This window comes from Amycolatopsis sp. NPDC050768 (assembly GCF_040654155.1).
In the GTDB taxonomy this organism is placed as follows: Bacteria; Actinomycetota; Actinomycetes; order Mycobacteriales; family Pseudonocardiaceae; genus Amycolatopsis.
Genome location: NZ_JBFAHL010000001.1, coordinates 264,959 through 281,921, shown reverse-complemented (window position 1 = coordinate 281,921; position 16,963 = coordinate 264,959). Strand labels below are relative to the sequence as shown.

General features: G+C 70.3%; 18 protein-coding genes. 4 read left to right on the top strand and 14 right to left on the bottom strand.

All coding sequences use genetic code 11. From position 1 onward, the window contains the following. Positions 1-23: 23 nt before the first annotated feature. The 6 genes from AB0H62_RS01405 to AB0H62_RS01380 all read right to left on the bottom strand — a co-directional run bounded on the left by AB0H62_RS01405 (position 24) and on the right by AB0H62_RS01380 (position 5,144). Positions 24-641 (bottom strand): response regulator transcription factor, encoded by a 618-nt coding sequence (locus AB0H62_RS01405; RefSeq protein WP_220246300.1) that lies wholly within the window; start codon positions 639-641, stop codon positions 24-26. Further along, positions 638-1,861, bottom strand: coding sequence for a sensor histidine kinase (locus tag AB0H62_RS01400; RefSeq protein ID WP_360583469.1), 1,224 nt, complete (start codon positions 1,859-1,861; stop codon positions 638-640). The genes AB0H62_RS01405 and AB0H62_RS01400 overlap by 4 nt, the downstream gene beginning before the upstream one ends. Before the next feature lie 72 nt (positions 1,862-1,933). Next, the gene (locus tag AB0H62_RS01395) at positions 1,934-2,329 is read right to left on the bottom strand and encodes a DUF1707 domain-containing protein (protein ID WP_360583467.1); all 396 of its coding nucleotides are present in this window, start codon (positions 2,327-2,329) and stop codon (positions 1,934-1,936) included. A 10-nt stretch (positions 2,330-2,339) separates the two neighbouring features. Continuing rightward, complete coding sequence (locus AB0H62_RS01390; RefSeq protein WP_360583465.1) at positions 2,340-2,909, bottom strand: DUF1707 domain-containing protein; 570 nt, start codon at positions 2,907-2,909, stop codon at positions 2,340-2,342. 54 nt (positions 2,910-2,963) lie between these two features. Next, entirely contained in the window at positions 2,964-4,760 is a 1,797-nt protein-coding gene (locus AB0H62_RS01385; protein WP_360583463.1) for an acetyl/propionyl/methylcrotonyl-CoA carboxylase subunit alpha, read from the bottom strand. A gap of 93 nt (positions 4,761-4,853) precedes the next feature. Then, positions 4,854-5,144: an SAV_915 family protein gene (locus AB0H62_RS01380; protein ID WP_220246304.1), complete on the bottom strand. Its 291-nt coding sequence runs from the start codon at positions 5,142-5,144 to the stop codon at positions 4,854-4,856. 50 nt (positions 5,145-5,194) lie between these two features. Between AB0H62_RS01380 and AB0H62_RS01375 the strand changes: the two genes are divergently transcribed. Continuing rightward, entirely contained in the window at positions 5,195-5,932 is a 738-nt protein-coding gene (locus AB0H62_RS01375) for a hypothetical protein (protein WP_220246305.1), read from the top strand. A 65-nt stretch (positions 5,933-5,997) separates the two neighbouring features. On the opposite strand, the gene AB0H62_RS01370 is transcribed toward AB0H62_RS01375, so the two are convergent. From AB0H62_RS01370 to AB0H62_RS01350, 5 genes are all read right to left on the bottom strand, one after another. Then, positions 5,998-7,323, bottom strand: a complete 1,326-nt coding sequence (locus AB0H62_RS01370; RefSeq protein ID WP_220246306.1) for a dicarboxylate/amino acid:cation symporter — start codon at positions 7,321-7,323, stop codon at positions 5,998-6,000. A gap of 91 nt (positions 7,324-7,414) precedes the next feature. Then, on the bottom strand, positions 7,415-8,044 hold the full coding sequence (locus AB0H62_RS01365) for a nucleoside triphosphate pyrophosphatase (protein ID WP_360583460.1): 630 nt from the start codon (positions 8,042-8,044) through the stop codon (positions 7,415-7,417). A 589-nt stretch (positions 8,045-8,633) separates the two neighbouring features. Further along, positions 8,634-10,259 carry a DHA2 family efflux MFS transporter permease subunit gene (locus AB0H62_RS01360; protein WP_360583458.1) on the bottom strand — a complete coding sequence of 542 codons (1,626 nt, stop codon included), beginning with the start codon at positions 10,257-10,259 and terminating at the stop codon, positions 8,634-8,636. Then, positions 10,240-10,857: a helix-turn-helix transcriptional regulator gene (locus tag AB0H62_RS01355; RefSeq protein WP_360583456.1), complete on the bottom strand. Its 618-nt coding sequence runs from the start codon at positions 10,855-10,857 to the stop codon at positions 10,240-10,242. Before AB0H62_RS01355 ends, AB0H62_RS01360 begins: the two co-directional genes overlap by 20 nt. A 267-nt stretch (positions 10,858-11,124) precedes the next feature. Continuing rightward, entirely contained in the window at positions 11,125-12,435 is a 1,311-nt protein-coding gene (locus AB0H62_RS01350) for an MFS transporter (RefSeq protein ID WP_360583454.1), read from the bottom strand. A gap of 97 nt (positions 12,436-12,532) precedes the next feature. Here AB0H62_RS01350 and AB0H62_RS01345 point away from each other — a divergent pair, with 97 nt between their 5' ends. Further along, positions 12,533-13,141 (top strand): TetR/AcrR family transcriptional regulator, encoded by a 609-nt coding sequence (locus AB0H62_RS01345; RefSeq protein WP_360583452.1) that lies wholly within the window; start codon positions 12,533-12,535, stop codon positions 13,139-13,141. An 18-nt stretch (positions 13,142-13,159) separates the two neighbouring features. Here AB0H62_RS01345 and AB0H62_RS01340 read toward each other — a convergent pair whose 3' ends face one another. After that, positions 13,160-13,375 (bottom strand): acyl-CoA carboxylase subunit epsilon, encoded by a 216-nt coding sequence (locus AB0H62_RS01340; protein WP_220246312.1) that lies wholly within the window; start codon positions 13,373-13,375, stop codon positions 13,160-13,162. 8 nt (positions 13,376-13,383) lie between these two features. Next, positions 13,384-15,018: an acyl-CoA carboxylase subunit beta gene (locus AB0H62_RS01335; protein WP_220246313.1), complete on the bottom strand. Its 1,635-nt coding sequence runs from the start codon at positions 15,016-15,018 to the stop codon at positions 13,384-13,386. 70 nt (positions 15,019-15,088) lie between these two features. On the opposite strand from AB0H62_RS01335, the gene AB0H62_RS01330 reads away from it, so the two are divergent. Continuing rightward, positions 15,089-15,895, top strand: a complete 807-nt coding sequence (locus tag AB0H62_RS01330; RefSeq protein WP_220246314.1) for a GNAT family N-acetyltransferase — start codon at positions 15,089-15,091, stop codon at positions 15,893-15,895. Between the two features lie 21 nt (positions 15,896-15,916). Here the strand turns inward: AB0H62_RS01330 and AB0H62_RS01325 are convergent, their stop codons facing one another. Then, the gene (locus tag AB0H62_RS01325; protein ID WP_220246315.1) at positions 15,917-16,333 is read right to left on the bottom strand and encodes a MarR family transcriptional regulator; all 417 of its coding nucleotides are present in this window, start codon (positions 16,331-16,333) and stop codon (positions 15,917-15,919) included. An 81-nt stretch (positions 16,334-16,414) separates the two neighbouring features. Between AB0H62_RS01325 and AB0H62_RS01320 the strand changes: the two genes are divergently transcribed. Continuing rightward, a complete protein-coding gene (locus AB0H62_RS01320) occupies positions 16,415-16,960 on the top strand; it encodes an NAD(P)H-dependent oxidoreductase (protein WP_360583449.1) in 546 nt (181 codons plus the stop codon). Positions 16,961-16,963: the final 3 nt, after the last annotated feature.

Genomic DNA, 16,963 nt, shown 5'->3' with positions numbered 1-16,963 from the left:
GTTGTCCGGCAAATGGGTGAAGGTCAGAGCAGCCCGCGCCGGTAAGCCTCGCCGACGGCGGCCGCGCGGTCGTTCACGCCCAGCTTGGCGTAGACGTGCAGCAGGTGCGTCTTGATGCTGGCCTCGCTGATGAACAGCTGGTTCGCCGCCGCGCGGTTGGTGGCGCCGGCGGCGACCAGCCGCAGGACATCGAGCTCGCGGGAGGTCAACGCGCCCGGCTTGGGGCGGCGCAGCGGTGCCATCAGGCGGGCAGCCACCGCGGGCGCGAGCACGGACTCGCCGCGGGCGGCGGCACGGACGGCGTGCTGCAGGTCGGCGACGGGCGCGTCTTTCAGCAGGTAGCCGGTGGCGCCCGCCTCGATGGCGGGCAGGACGTCGGACTCGGAGTCGTACGTGGTGAGGACCAGCACGCGCACGGCGGGGTGCTCGGTGGCGAGCCGGCGGATCGCACCGACGCCGTCGAGCTCGGGCATGCGCAGGTCCATGAGGACGACGTCGGGGTGATGGCGCGCGACGAAGGCCAGCGCCTCGACGCCCGTGGCCGCCTCGCCGATCACCTCGATGTCGGAACAGCCCTCGAACGCGCCGCGCAGGCCGTCGCGGACGATCGGATGGTCGTCGGTGAGCAGGAGGCGGATCATCGGTCCGCCGGGATGGCCGGAAGCTGCACGTTGACCGCGGTGCCTTCGCCCGGTGCTGATTCGAGCACGAACATCCCCGCCACGCGCCGCACGCGCTGGCGCATCGCCTGAAGGCCGAAGCCGGTGCCGTCGCCACACGCCGGTGACGCGGGGTCGAAGCCGGCGCCGTCGTCGCGGACATCGAGGAGGACGACGTCGCCGGTGTAGGTGAGGGAGACGGCGATACGCGAAGCGCGCGCGTGTTTTTCCGCGTTGGCCAAGGCTTCCTGCGCCACGCGGTACAGCGTCACCTCCAGCTCCGGCAGCAGCGGCACGGGTTCGCCGGAGGTCTCGGCCGTCACCGCGACGCCCGACGTGTCCGTGACGCGCCGCGCCAGCTCCGCCAACGCTTCGGGCAGCCGCGAGTCCGTGAGCGGCTCGGGCCGCAACGCCTGCACGGCGCGGCGGGCCTCGGTGAGGCTGTCCTTGGCGAGCGTGTGGACCTGGGTGAGGTGGCGCTGCCGGGACTCCGCGGACGAAGCCCGGTCCGCGGCCTGCAGCTGCGTGACGATGCCGGTGAGGCCCTGCGCGAGCGTGTCGTGGATTTCGCGCGCCATGCGCTGGCGTTCGTCGTGCACGCCGGCCTCGCGCGCCTGCGTGAGGAGCTGCGCTTGGAGCCCGGCGTTCTCCTCGAGCGCGGTTTCGAGCCGCGCGTTGGCCTCGGCGAGGGCCGCGTTGGCGCGTCGCCGTTTGTCGTTCTCCGCGCCGACGAACCACGCCGCGTACAGCATCGGCCCGACCACCGAGACGACGAACACCCAGGCCGGCGTCGGCGTGTCCGCGCCCCAGATTCCCTTGGCCAGCAAGGGAACCACGGCCGTCGCAGTGACGGCGAAGATGCTCCAGCGGGCGGCGAACAGCACGAACGCGATGGGGTAGCCGATCGACGCGAAGGCCGTGTAGGTGGTGTCGAGCGTCGTGAGGGCGGCCACTCCGGCCAGCAGGCCGGCGAAGAACCCGACCGCGAGCCACGGGTGCTGCGCCCGGCGCGGGAACAAGGGTACGAGCAGCAGCAGCCACGCCGCCGACAGGCCCGCGACGACGAGCGTCACCGCACCGACGTGGTCACCCGCCGCCCAGATCGTGCACACGGCGAGCACCACGATCCCGATCACGGCGAACAGCGGCCCGGCCAGCCGCTCGCCGTGCGGGTGCACGACACCCGGCACCACACCCATCATGGGCGCGATTCTCGCAGCTCGACGCGCACGCCGGGGTCCACTGTTCGACGCCGGCCTCCACCGATCGGTGGATCAGCGCCGGCGCCAGCCCGTGATCAGGAGGATCGCCAGGGGCAGCGCGAAGACGAGGATGAGCCGCCCGCGCGACAGCACGAACACCGCGATCGCCACCACCACCGCGATCGGCACGGCGAACCGCAGGGCGAAGCGCATCAACGCGCTGTCGCCGGCGGGGCTCGGAGCAGGCACGGTGTTGGCGTTGGGCCGCGAAATGGCCAGCAGCGCGCTCGGCCGGGGTGAGGGCAGGTCGTCGAACAGGGGTTCCAGGTCGCTGACCCGCTTGGCGGCCGTGACCTTGGCCGAACGGGTGCCGTATTCGTCGACGTCCAGGCGGCCGGTGCGGACGTGCTCGGAAAGCACGTCGAGCGCGTCCTGGCGTTCCTCGTCGCTCAGCCGCATGTCGGACACGGGGTGCGCCTCACCAGCGGTCGCGTCGGCGACGGAACTCGTCGCGCATCTCGTCGCGCATCTCGCGACGGGCTTCGCGGTGGTCGATGCGGTGTTCGCGGTGGCGGTCCCGGTGGTTGTGGTGGTTGCCGCCGCCGTGGCCCCACAGGGCTCGGCCGATGATGCTGAGCGCGATCGGCGCGATGACCAGCGGCCACGCGGGCAGCGTGCCCGTGGCGATCAGCGCGATCGTCGCGATCCACACGAGTGGTACCAGTGCGGCCGCCGCTCGCTGGCCACCGTTCCACCCGTCCGGCCGGGCCACCGCCGTCTGCGGAGCGGTGGCGGGAACCGGAGGCGCGGCGGGAACCGATGCGGGCGCGACGGGCGCCGCACCGCCGTACACCGGGTGCGGAGCAGGGAGGTCGTCGAACAGCCCCGCCAGCTCACCCCGCGTCTTGGCCGCGGTGATGCGCGCCGAGCGCTCGCCGTACTCGTCGATGTCGATCCGCCCCGCGCTCATGTGCTCACCGAGCGCATTCAGCGCGGATTCCCGTTCCTGGTCGCTGATCCGCAGTTGCGGAGACGGAACCTCTGTCACACCGACGATGGTATGCCGCCGCGGGCCCGGGGACCCACGACATTCGGCACAAGTTCAGTCCTTGAGCTCCAGAAGTTGCGTGCCCTGGGTCACGGCGGCGCCGACCTCGACCGAAAGCCCTGTGACGGTGCCCGCTTTGTGCGCCGTGACCGGGTTTTCCATCTTCATCGCCTCGAGGACCACGATCAGCTCGCCCGCCTCGACGTGCTGGCCTTCCTCCACCGCGATCTTCACGATCGTGCCCTGCATCGGCGCCGTGACGGCGTCGCCACTCACCGCTGCCTTCGCGCCGCCCGAGCGCTTGCGCGGCTTGGCCTTCGTGGCCGTCGCCCCGCCGCCCGCGCCTTCGAGCGCGAAGCCGCCCGGCAGCGACACCTCGAGGCGCCGGCCGCCGACCTCGACCACCACGTTCTGCCGCGGGGCCTCTTCCTCGGCCTCTGCGTCAGGTGCGACGAACGGCTCGATCTTGTTGTCGAACTCGGTCTCGATCCAGCGCGTGTGCACGGAGAAACCGTTCTCGTCGCCGATGAACGCCGGGTCGTCCACGATCACGCGGTCGAAGGGCAGCACGGTCGCCATGCCCTCCACCACGAACTCGGCCAGCGCGCGCCGGCTGCGCTCAAGCGCGTTGTTGCGGTCGGAACCGGTGACGATCAGCTTCGCGAGCATCGAGTCGAACTGGCCGCCGATCACGCTGCCGGACTCCACGCCGGAGTCGACGCGCACGCCGGGGCCGTTGGGCGAGATGAACTTCGTGACGGTGCCCGGCGCCGGCAGGAAACCGCGGCCGGCGTCCTCACCGTTGATGCGGAACTCGATGGAGTGCCCGCGCGGCTCGGGGTCTTCGGTGATGCGCAGCTTCTCACCGCGCGCGATGCGGAACATCTCGCGCACGAGGTCGAGGCCTGTCGTCTCCTCGGACACGGGGTGCTCCACCTGCAGGCGGGTGTTCACTTCGAGGAAGGAGATGGTGCCGTCGGTGGCCACGAGATATTCGACGGTGCCGGCGCCGTAGTAGCCGGCTTCCTTGCAGATCGCCTTGGCCGATTCGTGGATGCGCCGGCGCTGGTCGTCGGACAGGAACGGCGCGGGCGCCTCCTCGACGAGCTTCTGGTGGCGGCGCTGCAGCGAGCAGTCGCGCGTGCCGACGACGATCGCGGTGCCGTGCTGGTCGGCCAGCACCTGCGCCTCGACGTGGCGCGGCTTGTCGAGATAGCGCTCCACGAAGCACTCGCCGCGGCCGAACGCGGCCACCGCCTCGCGCGTCGCGGACTCGAACAGCTCAGGGATTTCCTCACGCGTACGGGCGACCTTGAGGCCGCGTCCGCCGCCGCCGAACGCCGCCTTGATCGCCACGGGCAGGCCGTGCTCGTCGGCGAACGCGATGATCTCGTCCGCGTTCTTCACCGGCTCCTTGGTGCCGGGCACGAGCGGCGCGCCGGCGCGCGTCGCGATGTGCCGCGCGGTCACCTTGTCGCCGAGGTCGCGAATGGACTGTGGGCTCGGGCCGATCCACGTGAGCCCGGCATCCAGTACGGCCTGGGCGAAATCGGCGTTCTCCGACAGGAACCCGTATCCCGGGTGGACGGAGTCGGCGCCGGAACGCTTGGCCACGTCGAGGAGTTTGTCGATGGAGAGGTAGCTCTCGGCGGCGGTCGTGCCGCCCAGCGCGAACGCTTCGTCGGCCAGGCGCACGTGGGGTGCGTCGCGGTCGGGATCGGCGTACACGGCCACACTTTCGAGACCCGCGTCCTTCGCCGCCCTGATCACGCGGACCGCGATCTCACCGCGGTTGGCGACGAGAATCTTGGTCACCGGACCACCCGTGCTCGCGACGTCCTGCTCGGTCACCCGGTACCTCCCGTGAGCTCCACTGCCTGGTGTCCCGGAGTCTACGGACCGCACTACCCGCTTGGATGAGAGCTGGACCACCCGGTGGTTTCGTTATACCCGCGCGGTGTGGCGCAGCTCGACCGGGAGTTCGGAGTCGAGCACGATCACGTCGTAGGGGTTGACCTGGTGGATCTTCGGCAGGTGCTCGGTGTTGATCATGATCCACGGCTGGTGGTCGCCGCAGCAGTCGATCAGCCGGTCGAGCGCGGTGAACGCGACCAGGGCCACGCGGCCGTCGGGGGTGCGGCGCAGCTCGATGTTGGCACCGGTGCCGCCGTCCGTGGTCCCGGAGACCGGGCCGGTCGGCAGGTACAGGGCCGGGGGGAGGTTGGGGTTCGTCACCGGAACAACATAGACGGCCACCCTCCGCAAGGTCGCCTACAGTCTCGGCTATGCGGATTTCGCCGACCCGGACCCCGCGGTCCGCGCTGCTCACGGCGGTGCTCGCCGCCGTGGTGACGGTGGCCGCGCTGGTGGTCGTCGTCGTGCTGCGCCCGAAACCCGACGGTGCGCCCGGCGTTCCGCCCGTGAGCCTGGAGCCGGCGGCGCCCACCACGGCGACGTGCGGCAGCGGCGCGTGCCGCCAGCTGGCCGCGATGACCGTGGGCGGTACCCCGGTCGTGCTGCTCTCCGACGCGTCGGGCGGCTGGGGGCGCGTGCAGGTGGGGCCGCAGCCCGGCACGGAGTTCGAGCTCGCGATCACCACGATGGGGGCGAAGCTGACCGCGGAGTCGTTGCGCTGCATCGCGGGGGAGACGTCGGCGTGCCTCGTGACCGGCGACGTCGGCGGGGGCGACGGCGCGGGCGGCGCGTTCGGCGAGCTGCTCGTCGGCTCGGGCGGGGTGTGGCGCGACTTCGGGAAGCCCTACTTCGCCGACGCCGGCACGCTTTCGCTCTTCGACGTCGACACCGACGGCCGGCCTGACGTGATCGTCGTGCGGCATGAGTGTCCGGATGCGACACCGGGCACGCCCAAGTGCCAGGCCGCGCCGGTGCTCGCCGAGGTCTACCAGCTCGACGGTACGGAGCTCGGCTGTACCGAGAAGGTGGCGTCGCCGTCGGATCTGAGGGGGTGGCCGCAGGTCGAGGTGCGGGCCTCGGAGCTGCGGCCGTGCGCGGACGGCGGCTGAGTTCGGCTGGTGCTGTTGCCCAGCCGCCGTCGCGTCGGATCAGGCGGTTTGGTCAGGCGGTTTGGTCAGGCACTGACCGGCTCGGCCTGGACCTTGGGGGCCGGGGTGTCGCGCACCGTGTCGTCGAGCAGGCCTTCGGCGCGGGCGACGATGGTCGGGACCACGATCTGGCCGGCGACATTGGTGGCCGTGCGCATCATGTCCATGATCGGGTTCACGGAGTAGATGAGCGCGATGCCCAGCGCCACCTGCTTGGCGTCGAGGCCGATGAACGCGGTGGTGAGCGTGAGCGCGGTGAGCCAGCCCGTGGTGCCCGCGGTGGCGAGCGCGCCGAGCACGGCGACCACGACGATGCCCACGTACTGTCCGATGCTCAGCTGCACGCCCGACAGGTTGGCGATGAAAATGGCGCCGATGGCAGGGAAAACGGCGGCGCAACCGTCCATTTTGGTCGCACTGGCGAGCGGCGTGGCGAAGGCGGCGTAGGACGGTTCGACACCCAGGTTCACCGCGGCCTGGCGGGTGAGCGGCAGCGTCGCGGCGGAGGACTGCGAGGCGAATGCGAACTGGATCGCCGTGCCGGCCTTGGCGAAGAACGTGGCCGGGCTGATCTTGGCGACGAACTTCAGCAGGATCGGGTAGACGACGAACAGCACCAGCAGGCACCCGACGTAGACCGCGGCCGTGGTGGAGAGCAGCGGGCGGAAGAGGGCGTCGCCGTAGTTGGACACGGCGGCGCCGATCAGGCCGGCGATGCCGAGCGGGGCCAGGCGCACGATCCAGCCGAGGTAGCGCTGGATGATCTCGAAGACGCTCGTGGTGAAGTCGACGAACGGCTTGGCCTTGTCGCCAAGGCTGTAGGCCGCGGCGCCGATCAGCACGGCGAGAAAGAGCACCTGGAGGGTGTTGCCGTCGGCGAAGGCGGAGAAGAAGTTCTGGGGGAGCAGACCGTCGATGAAGGAATCCCACGAACCCCAGTTGCTCACGCTCTTGGCGGCCTTGTCGGCGTTCTTCGCCGTGGCCGCGATGCCCGCGCCGAGGCCGCCGGCACCGGGGCTGAACAGCGTGCCGATCGCGATGCCGATGAGCGAGGCGATGAACGACGTGATGGCGAACCACAGCACCGTGCGGCCGCCGAGCCGCGCGGCCGTGCGCCCGCCGCCGAGGCCGCGCAGGCTGGTGATGCCGACCACGATCGCCGTGAAGACCAGCGGGATCACCGCGATCTGCAGCAGCGTCGTGAAGATTTCGCCGATTTCGTGGAGGACGTTGGTCAGCGTTGTGGCGCTCGTCGTCCGGGCGAGGACGCCGAGCGCCGCGCCCACGACGAGCGAGCCGATCACCGCGGCCGCGAAGACTCGAGGTTTGGTGTACGCGCGGAGGAAGGACACGAAGCCACCCCAGAGGTCGAAAGTTCCCGTTCAGGCTCGAACCGGGCCGAACATGAACTTTCTTCGATCACTCGGTGGAGTGAAAGTCTTCTCAGGATGTGGGAGGCGTCCAGAGATCCGCGACACTCACGCCGACCTCGGTCAGCAGGCGCCGCACGAGCGGCAGGCTGAGCCCGATGACGCTCGACGGGTCGCCCTCGATGCCCTCGACGAACCAGCCGCCGAGCCCGTCGAGCGTGAACGCGCCCGCGACCTGCAGCGGCTCGCCGGTGGCGATGTAGGCGTCGAGCTCCTCGGCGCTGGGCCGTCCGAAGTGGACGGTGGTGCGCTGCGTGCCGGCGGCTTCCTTGGTGCGGTGGCCGTTCTCGACGCGGATGATGGCGTGGCCGGTCAGCAGCTCGCCGGAGTTGCCGGCCATCACCTCCCACCGCTGCCGCGCGATCTCTGGCGTGCCGGGCTTGCCGACCATCGCGCCGCCGATCGACAGCATCGAGTCGCACGCCACGATCACCGCGTCGGAGTGGATACCGGCCACCTCGGCGAACACGGCGTTGCCCTTCGCCGCGGCGAGCGCCATCACGAGCTCATCGGGCGCCGGATCGGTGAGCGCCGCCGCCACGGCGTCCTCATCGACGCCGGACACCACGACACTCGGCTCAAGCCCAGCGGCGCGCAACAACGCGAGACGGGCGGGGGACTGGGAAGCAAGTACGAGACGCACGGGTGAAAGCTACCGCGCGTAGCGAGCGTTGCCGAATTGTGACCTGCAACACCCGAACGTGGAGCTAGTTTGTTGTTGCTCGCAACATATCGGCTCAGCTCGCCTCGACGGTATCAAGGCAGATGCCGGGAAGGGACCACGGTGCCGCATGACGGTCCGGGTGACGGAATCCACGCCGCCGACCAGGCTGCGCTCCGCGTGGTGGGCACGCCTGCGCGCGCCGAAACACCGCGACCCAGTTCGTGCTGGTGGTTCTGAGGCTCTGAAGAGCTCCCCACCTCTGCGCGGGTGAGCTTGCTGCCGCCCGGCCGGTCGACTCCGGCCGTACCCGGCTGCTGACCCCTCGACTTTTCTCCCGCGGTAAACGTGCCGCCCCTCGGCCCCGGCTCCCGCACCGGCGGCCGAGGGGCAGCACGTCGTTTTGTGCCGCACCGGCCAAGCCCCGTGAGTGCGGGCTGGGTTCGCCGGTTTGGCCACTCATAGGCGCCGCGAGCCCGCAGCTGTCGTCCGCCGCTGCCCGAGCCGGCCGATGCGGCCGGTCTTGGGCAGCGTGGTTGAGCTGTGCACGAGGCTCGGTTGGCCTGCCAAGTCAGGCGGTGACCGGGGTTTCCGACGAGGTCGGGGTGGTGGCCGTCGGGGCGGGGCGGGGGGTGACGCGGCGCAGGAAGGACGCCGAGACGACGCCCAGGATGAGCACGGCGATCGGCAGGATCAGCGTGGCGCGGGCGGCGTCGCTGAGGCCGTTGTGGACGGCTTCGGAGGCGAGGCGGCCCGCCTGGGCGGCGACGTCGGCGGGGAGGCCCGGGATGGGCGCGGGGCTCGCGGAGGAGCCGAACTCACCGGTCGAGGCGGCGGCGTGGGCGATGCCGTCGGTGAAGGGCTGGCGGTACTGCTCGGGCAGCTGCGCCGCGGCGGTGGTGGCCTCGTCGGCGATGGAGGCGCTGATGCGGGCCTGCAGGAGCACGCCGATGGCCGCGCTGCCGAGGACCCCGCCGACCTGGCGGGCGGTGTTGAAGATGCCCGACGCGGTGCCGGCGAGCTGGGGCTGGACCGAGGCCATGGTCAGGTTGCTCATCGGCGAGAAGATGCAGCCGATGCCGAGACCGCAGACGAGCAGCGCCGGGATCAGCGCCCACGGGCTGGTGTCCGGGCGAGCCTGCACGGCGATGATGCCGATGCCCACTGCGAGCAGGGAAAGCCCGCCCATCACGAGGTACTTGCCGTTGATGCGGTCGGACGCGCGGCCCACGAACGGCGCGATGACGCCCGACAGCAGCGACATCGGCGCGGTCAGCACACCGGCGAGCGTGGGGCTCAGGCCGAGCACCGTCTGGATGTAGATGATCAGCGGCAGGAACATGCCGGTCATCGTGAAGCCGACCGTGGTGGCCGTGAGCGTGCCCGCGGAGAAGTTGCGGTTGCTGAACACGTTGAGCGGCACGAGCGGTTCGCGGCGGTTGTACTTCTGCCACAGCACGAACGCCACGAGCAGCACCACGCCGGCGCCGATGAACTCGAACACCGTGATGCCGGCGAAGACCGTGCCCCAGTCGTACTGCTGGCCGTTCTGCACGCCGAACACCAAGCAGAACAGCCCGGCCGCCGACAGGAAGATGCCGATGAAGTCGAAGGCGTGCGCGTGTTTCGGCTGCCAGTCGGGCACGAGCAGCACTGTCAGCACGATGGCGATCACGCCGATCGGCACGTTGACGAAGAAGATCCACTCCCAGCCGAGGTGGTCGACCAGCACGCCGCCCAGCAGCGGGCCCGCGATGGTGGCCAGGCCGGCGACGCCGCCCCACGCGCCCATCGCAGGGCCGCGCTTGGCGGGCGCGAACAGGTGCGTGATGAACGCCAGCGTCTGAGGCGTCATCAGCGCGGCGCCGAGGCCCTGCACGGCGCGCGCCGCGATGAGCATCTCGACGCTGCCGGACAGGCCGCACCACAGCGACGCGCCCGTGAACACGACCAGGCCGGCGAGGAACACGCGCTTCGGCCCGAAGCGGTCGCCAAGGCGGCTGGTGAACAACATCGGCACGGCGTAGGTCAGCAGGTAGACGCTGATCACCCACACCACGGAGTTCAAGCCCGTGTTGAGCGTGCTCAGCATGTTCGGCACGGCGATGGACACGATGGTGGTGTCCAGCAGGATCATGAAGAACCCGAGGCACAACGCGCTCAGCGCGGCCCACGGGTTAGCTTGTCTTGCGTTCATGGTGTTCCTTGATGAGGCTGAGGGAGGGCTTCTCGCCCTGGAACCGGATGCGCCCTGAGGAAAGATCGGCGTGCAGGCGTTCGCACCACTCGAGCTCGAAAGCCCGGTGGGCGGCGGCGTAGCGGAAATCGAGCCAGTAGATCTCGGGGACCGCGTTGTCCCGCACCTTCTTGAACATCACCTGGTCGGCCGCGATGCTCGCGCGCAGCAGCGTGAGGCGGTGCTCCAGCTCGGCCAGCGACTTGTCCCGGCCGAGGTCGTCGATGACCGCCAGCCCGCTGAGGAACTCCGGGTACTCCTGGGCGACGTCGCCCAGCATCTCCCGAGCTCGCTGCTCGAACACGTCCTTGCCGGCCGCTGTCATCGCGTACACGGTCCGCTCGGGCCGCCGACCGTCGCGCTGGGTGTCGACGATCTCGACGAAACCGTTGTGCTGCAACCGTTCCACGGTGTGGTAGAGCGACCCGGCCTTCAGCTTCACGCGCTGGTCCACGTAGCGCTCGCGCATGAGCTGCGCCATCTCGTAGGGGTGCATCGGCTTCTCGTGGAGAAGCTCCAGCACGGCCACCCCCAGAGCGGTCAGCTTCGCCGCAACCATGGCTGTTGATCCTTTCGAGTGATCCGGCGTGGTTATTCCATGTGGACTATATGCAACGGGACTATACGACTTCGGGTACGGGCGGGTCCAGTGCGATTTGCGCTGGTGAGCGCTCTGTCGCGCACGGTGATGGCAAGGTTTGGACCCGACGAAGACACCGTAACCGGCGGCACCGACAAAAACCGCGGTCGCTGTGCGTGACCAGCGCAAACGCGGATGCCCGCCGCCCCGGACAAGGGGCGACGGGCACCGAAAGGACTCCAGACCTCAGTCAGCCACGTGCTGCAACTGCTTCCGCGCCTCCCGCGCCCGCTTCCCCCACAGCGAGTACCAGCCGGAAATACCCGTCCCCACCGTCAGCGCGGCCGCGCTCAGCCCGAGTGACCAGTGCACCCCCACCGCCGCACCGAGCAGGCCGACGGTGAACCCGCTCCCGGCGCGCAGGCCGTTGGCGGAGACGTTGTAGACCCCGATCACCCGCCCGCGTTCGGCCGGTTTCGCCAGCAGCTGCACCACCGTCTGTCCGATCGACATCGACGCCAGGTTCGCGACACCGCCGATCACCAGCATTACCAACGCCAGCGGATAGCTCGCCGTCATCGCGAAGAACAGGCTCGACAACCCGTAGATCGCCGTGCTGACCACCGCCGCGAACACGCTCGGCTTGATCCGGCCCGTCGCCTCCAGCAGGATGCCGCCGAGTACACCGCCGGCTCCGTTGGCGAACAGCAGCACGCCGTACGCCGTGCCGGCGCTGCCCGCGCCCAGGTCCTGGGCGAAGATCGGCATCGCGCTCTGCAGGGAAGCGCCGACGAAGAACGCGCCGAGCCCGGCCAGGATGATCATCCCGACCATCGTCGGGTTCGCGCCGACCTCGCGCAGTACTCGCACCGAGTCGAACAGCCCCACGCGCGGCCGCGCCACGATGCCGCCGTCGCGCGTGTGACCGGTGAACTTGGTGCGGAACAAGAAGATCGTGAGCGGCAGGTAGAACGCGACGTTCACGAAGATCCCCGCCACCGGCCCCAGCCCGAGCAGCAGTGCCGACCCGACGACCGGGCCGAAGAGAATTCCCAGGCTGCGGAAGGTCGCGTTGAGCCGCACCGCGCTCGGCAGCTCGGACGGGCCGACGAAGTCGTGCAGCATCAGCTGTTCGCCCGGACCCCAGACCGCGCCCGCGACACCGTGCAAGATCAGCAGCACGCACGCGCTCCAGACCTGCAACGTGTCGGTGAGGATCAGCACGCCCCACAGTGCCGACACGAGCATGAACAACACCTGCGCGGCCTGGATGATCCGCCGGCAGTCGTGCCGGTCGGCCAGCCCGCCGAAGTACACCGAGAACAGCAGGAACGGCACCCAGTGGCTGATCACCTCGAAGCCGGTGAGCGCGGGCGAGTGGAACTTCTCCCACAGCACCCAGTACGTGATGACGTGCTCGATGTTGTCGGCCATCATCGCGAGCGCCGCGCCGAACAGGTACGGGCGGCAGTCCTTGTTGTACAGCGCGGCGAACTTGCGCGGCGCGGTCGCGACCGCGCCGTCCCCGCCGCCTTCCTCCAGGACGTGCGTCGGCACGCCACACGCGGAACACATGTCGAGTGACCCCCTTTTGCCGCGGCCTACGCTAGACGCGACGTTGCGTCTTGTCTAGAAGCCGATTAGGCTCGCCGAGGTGGGAAACACCACTGCACCGGACACGCGCCGGCATCACGGGAACCGCTACGGCCGCAGCGAAGACGCACGCCGCGCCGTGCTGGAGGCCGCCGACGACCTGCTGGTGGAACACGGTTTCGCCGGGCTCACGATCGAGCGGATCGCGGCGGCCGCAGGCGTGGCGAAGCAGACGATCTACCGCTGGTGGCCGTCCAAAGTGGACATCCTGCTGGACGCGCTTGGCGACGACCTCGCCGAGGAGCTCGTGCCGCCCGACCACGGCGACCTGCGCCGCGACCTGCGGGAGCACCTCGCGGCTGTCGCGACCTTCCTGACCACGGCCGACGCCGGCGCAGTGTTCCGCGCGCTGATCGGGCAGGCGCAGCACGACCCGGAGCTGGCCGCGCGGCTGCGTGCGGAGCAGATCCACGGGCAGCACGAACGCGACCGGCTGCCGTTCGAACGGGCGGTCGCCCGCGGCGAGCTCCCCGCCGACACCGACCTCGACTGCCTGGTGGAGCAGGCCATCGGGCCCGTCCACTACCGCGTGCTGGTCACCGGCGCGCCCGTCACGCGCGAGTTCACCGACGCGCTGGCCGACCGCGTCGTGAACGGTTGCACGGGCTGAACCCGGCCGAAGCTCGGGTCAGCGCGGCAGCGCCGAAGCCCGCCACGCGCCGTCGCCCGGCTGCGGCGTCGTGCCCAGCCGTGCCGCGCGGTCGTTCCACCACGACGTCCGCCTCTCGGGCGCGGGCGAGCCACCCGAAGACGCCGCCACCGCCGCCACAACAGCGGTGAGGGCGGCGAGTTCGGCGTCGTCCGGGTTGCCGCGGACGACGCGAAGCAAGGGGCGATCGCTCACGGGAGACCTCACAGGGGGATGTTGCCGTGCTTCTTGGGCGGCAGCGTTTCGCGCTTGGTCTTCAGCAGCGCCAGCGCCTTCGTGATGTGGCCGCGCGTGTGCGCCGGCACGATCACCGAGTCGACGTACCCGCGTTCGGCGGCGGCGTACGGGTTCAGCAGCGTGTCCTCGTACTCCTGGATCAGCTCGGCGCGCAGTGCGTCGACGTCACGGCCCTCGGCCGCGGCGGCCGCGAGCGTCTTGCGGTGCACGATGTTCGCCGCACCCTGCGCGCCCATCACGGCGACCTGCGCGGTCGGCCAGGCCAGGTTGACGTCGGCGCCGAGGTGCTTGGAGCCCATCACGTCGTACGCGCCGCCGTAGGCCTTGCGCGTGATCACGGTGACCAGCGGGACCGTGGCCTCCGCGTAGGCGTAGATCAGCTTCGCGCCGCGGCGGATGATGCCGTTCCACTCCTGGTCGGTGCCGGGCAGGAAGCCGGGCACGTCAACGAAGGTGAGCACGGGGATGTTGAACGCGTCGCACGTGCGCACGAACCGCGCGGCCTTCTCCGACGCCGCGATGTCGAGGCAGCCGGCGAACTGCGTCGGCTGGTTCGCGACCACGCCCACGCTCTGGCCGTCGACGCGGCCGAAGCCCACGAGGATGTTGGGCGCGAAGAGCTCGTGGACCTCGAGGAACTCGCCGTCGTCGAGCACGCGGGTGACGACCTCGTGCATGTCGTATGGCGTGTTCGGCGAGTCGGGGATGATCGTGTCGAGCTCGCGGTCGGTGTCGGTCACGTCGTCGAAGAACCCGGCGGGCTCACCCGGCTCGAAGGCCGGCGGCTCGGACAGGTTGTTCTGCGGCAGGTACGACAGCAGTTCCTTGACGTAGGCGATCGCGTCCTCGTCGTCGGAGCCGAGGTAGTGCGCGACGCCGGACTTGGTGTTGTGCGTGCGCGCGCCGCCGAGCTCCTCGAAGGTCACGTCCTCGCCCGTCACGGTCTTCACGACGTCCGGGCCGGTGATGAACATCTGCGACGTCTCGTCGACCATCACCACGAAGTCGGTGAGCGCGGGCGAGTAGACGTGCCCGCCGGCGTTCGCGCCCATGATCAGGGAGATCTGCGGGATCACGCCCGAAGCGTGGGTGTTGCGGCGGAAGATCTCGGCGTAGAGGCCGAGGGACACCACACCTTCCTGGATGCGCGCGCCGCCGCCCTCGTTCATGCCGATGATCGGGCAGCCGGTCTTGATCGCGAGGTCCATGACCTTCACGATCTTCTCGCCGTACACCTCGCCGAGCGCGCCGCCGAAGACCGTGACGTCCTGGGAGAACACGCACACGGGCCGGCCGTTGACGGTGCCGTAGCCCGAGACCACGCCGTCGCCGTACGGGCGGTTCTTCTCCAGCCCGAAGTTCGTGGAGCGGTGGCGCGCCAGCTCGTCGAGCTCGACGAACGACCCCTCGTCGAGCAGCAGATCGATGCGCTCGCGGGCCGTCTTCTTGCCCTTGGCGTGCTGCTTCTCGATGGCACGCTCGGATCCGGCGTGCACGGCCTCGTCGTAGCGGCGGTAGAGGTCCGCGAGCTTGCCGGCCGTGGTGTGGATGTCCGGTTCTTCCTCGGGCGGAGTCCCGAGCGGCTGCGTCGCACTGCTCATGAAGCGGAGCTTAGCTACCGCCAGGTCGCTTCGCGTGTGGCGTACGCCTCCCCGGGCATAGGCTGGCTGCGTGCTTCCCGTCCGCCCGCTCGGGCCCGCCGATCTGTCCGCTTGCCTCGATCTCGGAGCCGACCGCGACTGGCCGCGGGAGCACCGCAAGTGGTCGATCCTGCTCGACGTCGGCCGCGGCTTCGGCATCGACGCGCCTGACGGCGGGCTCGCCGCCACCTCGATCCTTGTGGAGACGGGACCGGTCGCGTCGATCTCGATGGTCGTGGTCGCCGCCCGGCACGGACGCCAGGGCCTGGGCGGTCGAGTGACGGCCGAGGCGGTTTCGGCCGCGGGCGACGCCACGGTGTTCCTGCACGCGAGCGACTTCGGGCTGCGGCTGTACGAGTCCCTGGGCTTCGTGGTCGACGGCGGCTGCGAAGGCCACATCGGCGTGCTCACCGACGACGGTGGTCCGGCTTCGCGGCCGATCACGCCGGCCGACGTGGCCCGGGTGTACTCACTCGACGCCGGCGCGCAGGGCTTCGCGCGGGAGGCGCTGCTGGACCGGCTGCTGTTCGAGGCCGAGCACGTCCACGTGACCGACGACGGGTTCGCTCTGGGCACCGTGCTGGACGGGGTGACGGTGATCGGTCCGGTGGTCGCGCCGGACGAGGAGCAGGCCCGGGCGTTGATCCGCGGCATCGCGCGGGCGGCCGGCGGACGGATCCGGGTGGACGTGGATCTGGCCCAGGCGGGCCTTTCCGAGTGGTGCCGCGCGTCGGGGCTGCTGCCGATCGGCCCGGCTCCCCGGCTGGTCCACGGCGGTAGGTCGCTGCCGGGCGAAGCGGCGCGGAGGTTCGCGCCGTACAACCGCGCGCTGGGCTGAGCTTCTCGGGGCGGGCCGGAGTCAGGCGGTTCGGACCGACGCGATCGCGGCCGCGAGCGACGGGTCGGCGCCCGCCTTGTCGAGCGCGGCCGTGAGAGTGGTGCGGTAGGTCGTCTCGACTTCGGCGTGCCGGGCTCGGCCCGCTTCGGTGATCACGGAGTAGACGCCCCGGCGATCGTCTTCGCAGAGATCGCGGACGCTCAGGCCCCGGTCCTCGAGGCGCGCCACCATGCGGCTCACCGAGCTCTGGTTGAGCCCCACCGCTTCGGCCAGCTCCTGCATCCGCAGCTCACCCTTGGGCGCGGCGGCCAGCTTGCCGAGCGCGCGGTACTCGGACAACCCGATGCCGTGCTTGCGCTGCAAGGCTTTCGCCAGTTCCTGCTCGACTCGGGTGTGGAGCAGGAGCAGCCGGCCCCACGCGTCTTCGTCGTTGCTCATCGGCCCTCCCCTTGACGTCAGAGTACATGCAGTGACAACATTTGAATGCACATGCATAGACTTGATGGGGGAGAGATCGTGATGGATCGGAGCTTCCTGTTCCTGGTGGCGGCCGCTCGCGCCGGGGGCAACACGGAGATGCTGGCCCGGCGCGCCGCGAGGGAGATCACCCGGCAGCACGAGCAAACGTGGATCCGGCTGCCGGAGGTGCCGCTGCCCGCGTTCGAGGACCGGCGGCACGGCTTCGGCGAGCACCCGGAGCCGGCGGGCAATGAGAAGGTGCTGATGGACGCGACGTTCGCGGCCACGGACCTGGTGATCGCGTCGCCGGTGTACTGGTACTCGGTGGCGGCGAGCGTGAAGCTGTACCTGGACTACTGGTCGGGGTGGATGAGGGTGCCGGGGGCGGAGTTCAAGGCTCGGATGAAGGGCAAGACGCTGTGGGGCGTCAGCGTGCTGAGTGAGGGGCCCGAGCAGGCCGACCCGCTGGTGGGCACGCTGGAGAAGACCGCCGCGTACCTGGGCATGCACTGGGGTGGTGTGCTGCTGGGCAACGGGAGCAGGCCCGGCGACGTGCTGGCCGACGAGGCGGCCATGAAGTCGGCCGCTTCCTTCTTCACCGGGTAGCCG

Excerpts from the sequence above, each read along its gene's own strand:
- AB0H62_RS01405 (WP_220246300.1), bottom strand. The coding sequence starts at position 641 with ATGATCCGCCTCCTGCTCACCGACGACCATCCGATCGTCCGCGACGGC.
- AB0H62_RS01400 (WP_360583469.1), bottom strand. The coding sequence starts at position 1,861 with ATGATGGGTGTGGTGCCGGGTGTCGTGCACCCGCACGGCGAGCGGCTG.
- AB0H62_RS01375 (WP_220246305.1), top strand. The coding sequence starts at position 5,195 with ATGCGGATTTCGCCGACCCGGACCCCGCGGTCCGCGCTGCTCACGGCG.
- AB0H62_RS01360 (WP_360583458.1), bottom strand. The coding sequence starts at position 10,259 with ATGAACGCAAGACAAGCTAACCCGTGGGCCGCGCTGAGCGCGTTGTGC.
- AB0H62_RS01355 (WP_360583456.1), bottom strand. The coding sequence starts at position 10,857 with ATGGTTGCGGCGAAGCTGACCGCTCTGGGGGTGGCCGTGCTGGAGCTT.
- AB0H62_RS01335 (WP_220246313.1), bottom strand. The coding sequence starts at position 15,018 with ATGAGCAGTGCGACGCAGCCGCTCGGGACTCCGCCCGAGGAAGAACCG.
- AB0H62_RS01325 (WP_220246315.1), bottom strand. The coding sequence starts at position 16,333 with ATGAGCAACGACGAAGACGCGTGGGGCCGGCTGCTCCTGCTCCACACC.
- AB0H62_RS01320 (WP_360583449.1), top strand. The coding sequence starts at position 16,415 with ATGGATCGGAGCTTCCTGTTCCTGGTGGCGGCCGCTCGCGCCGGGGGC.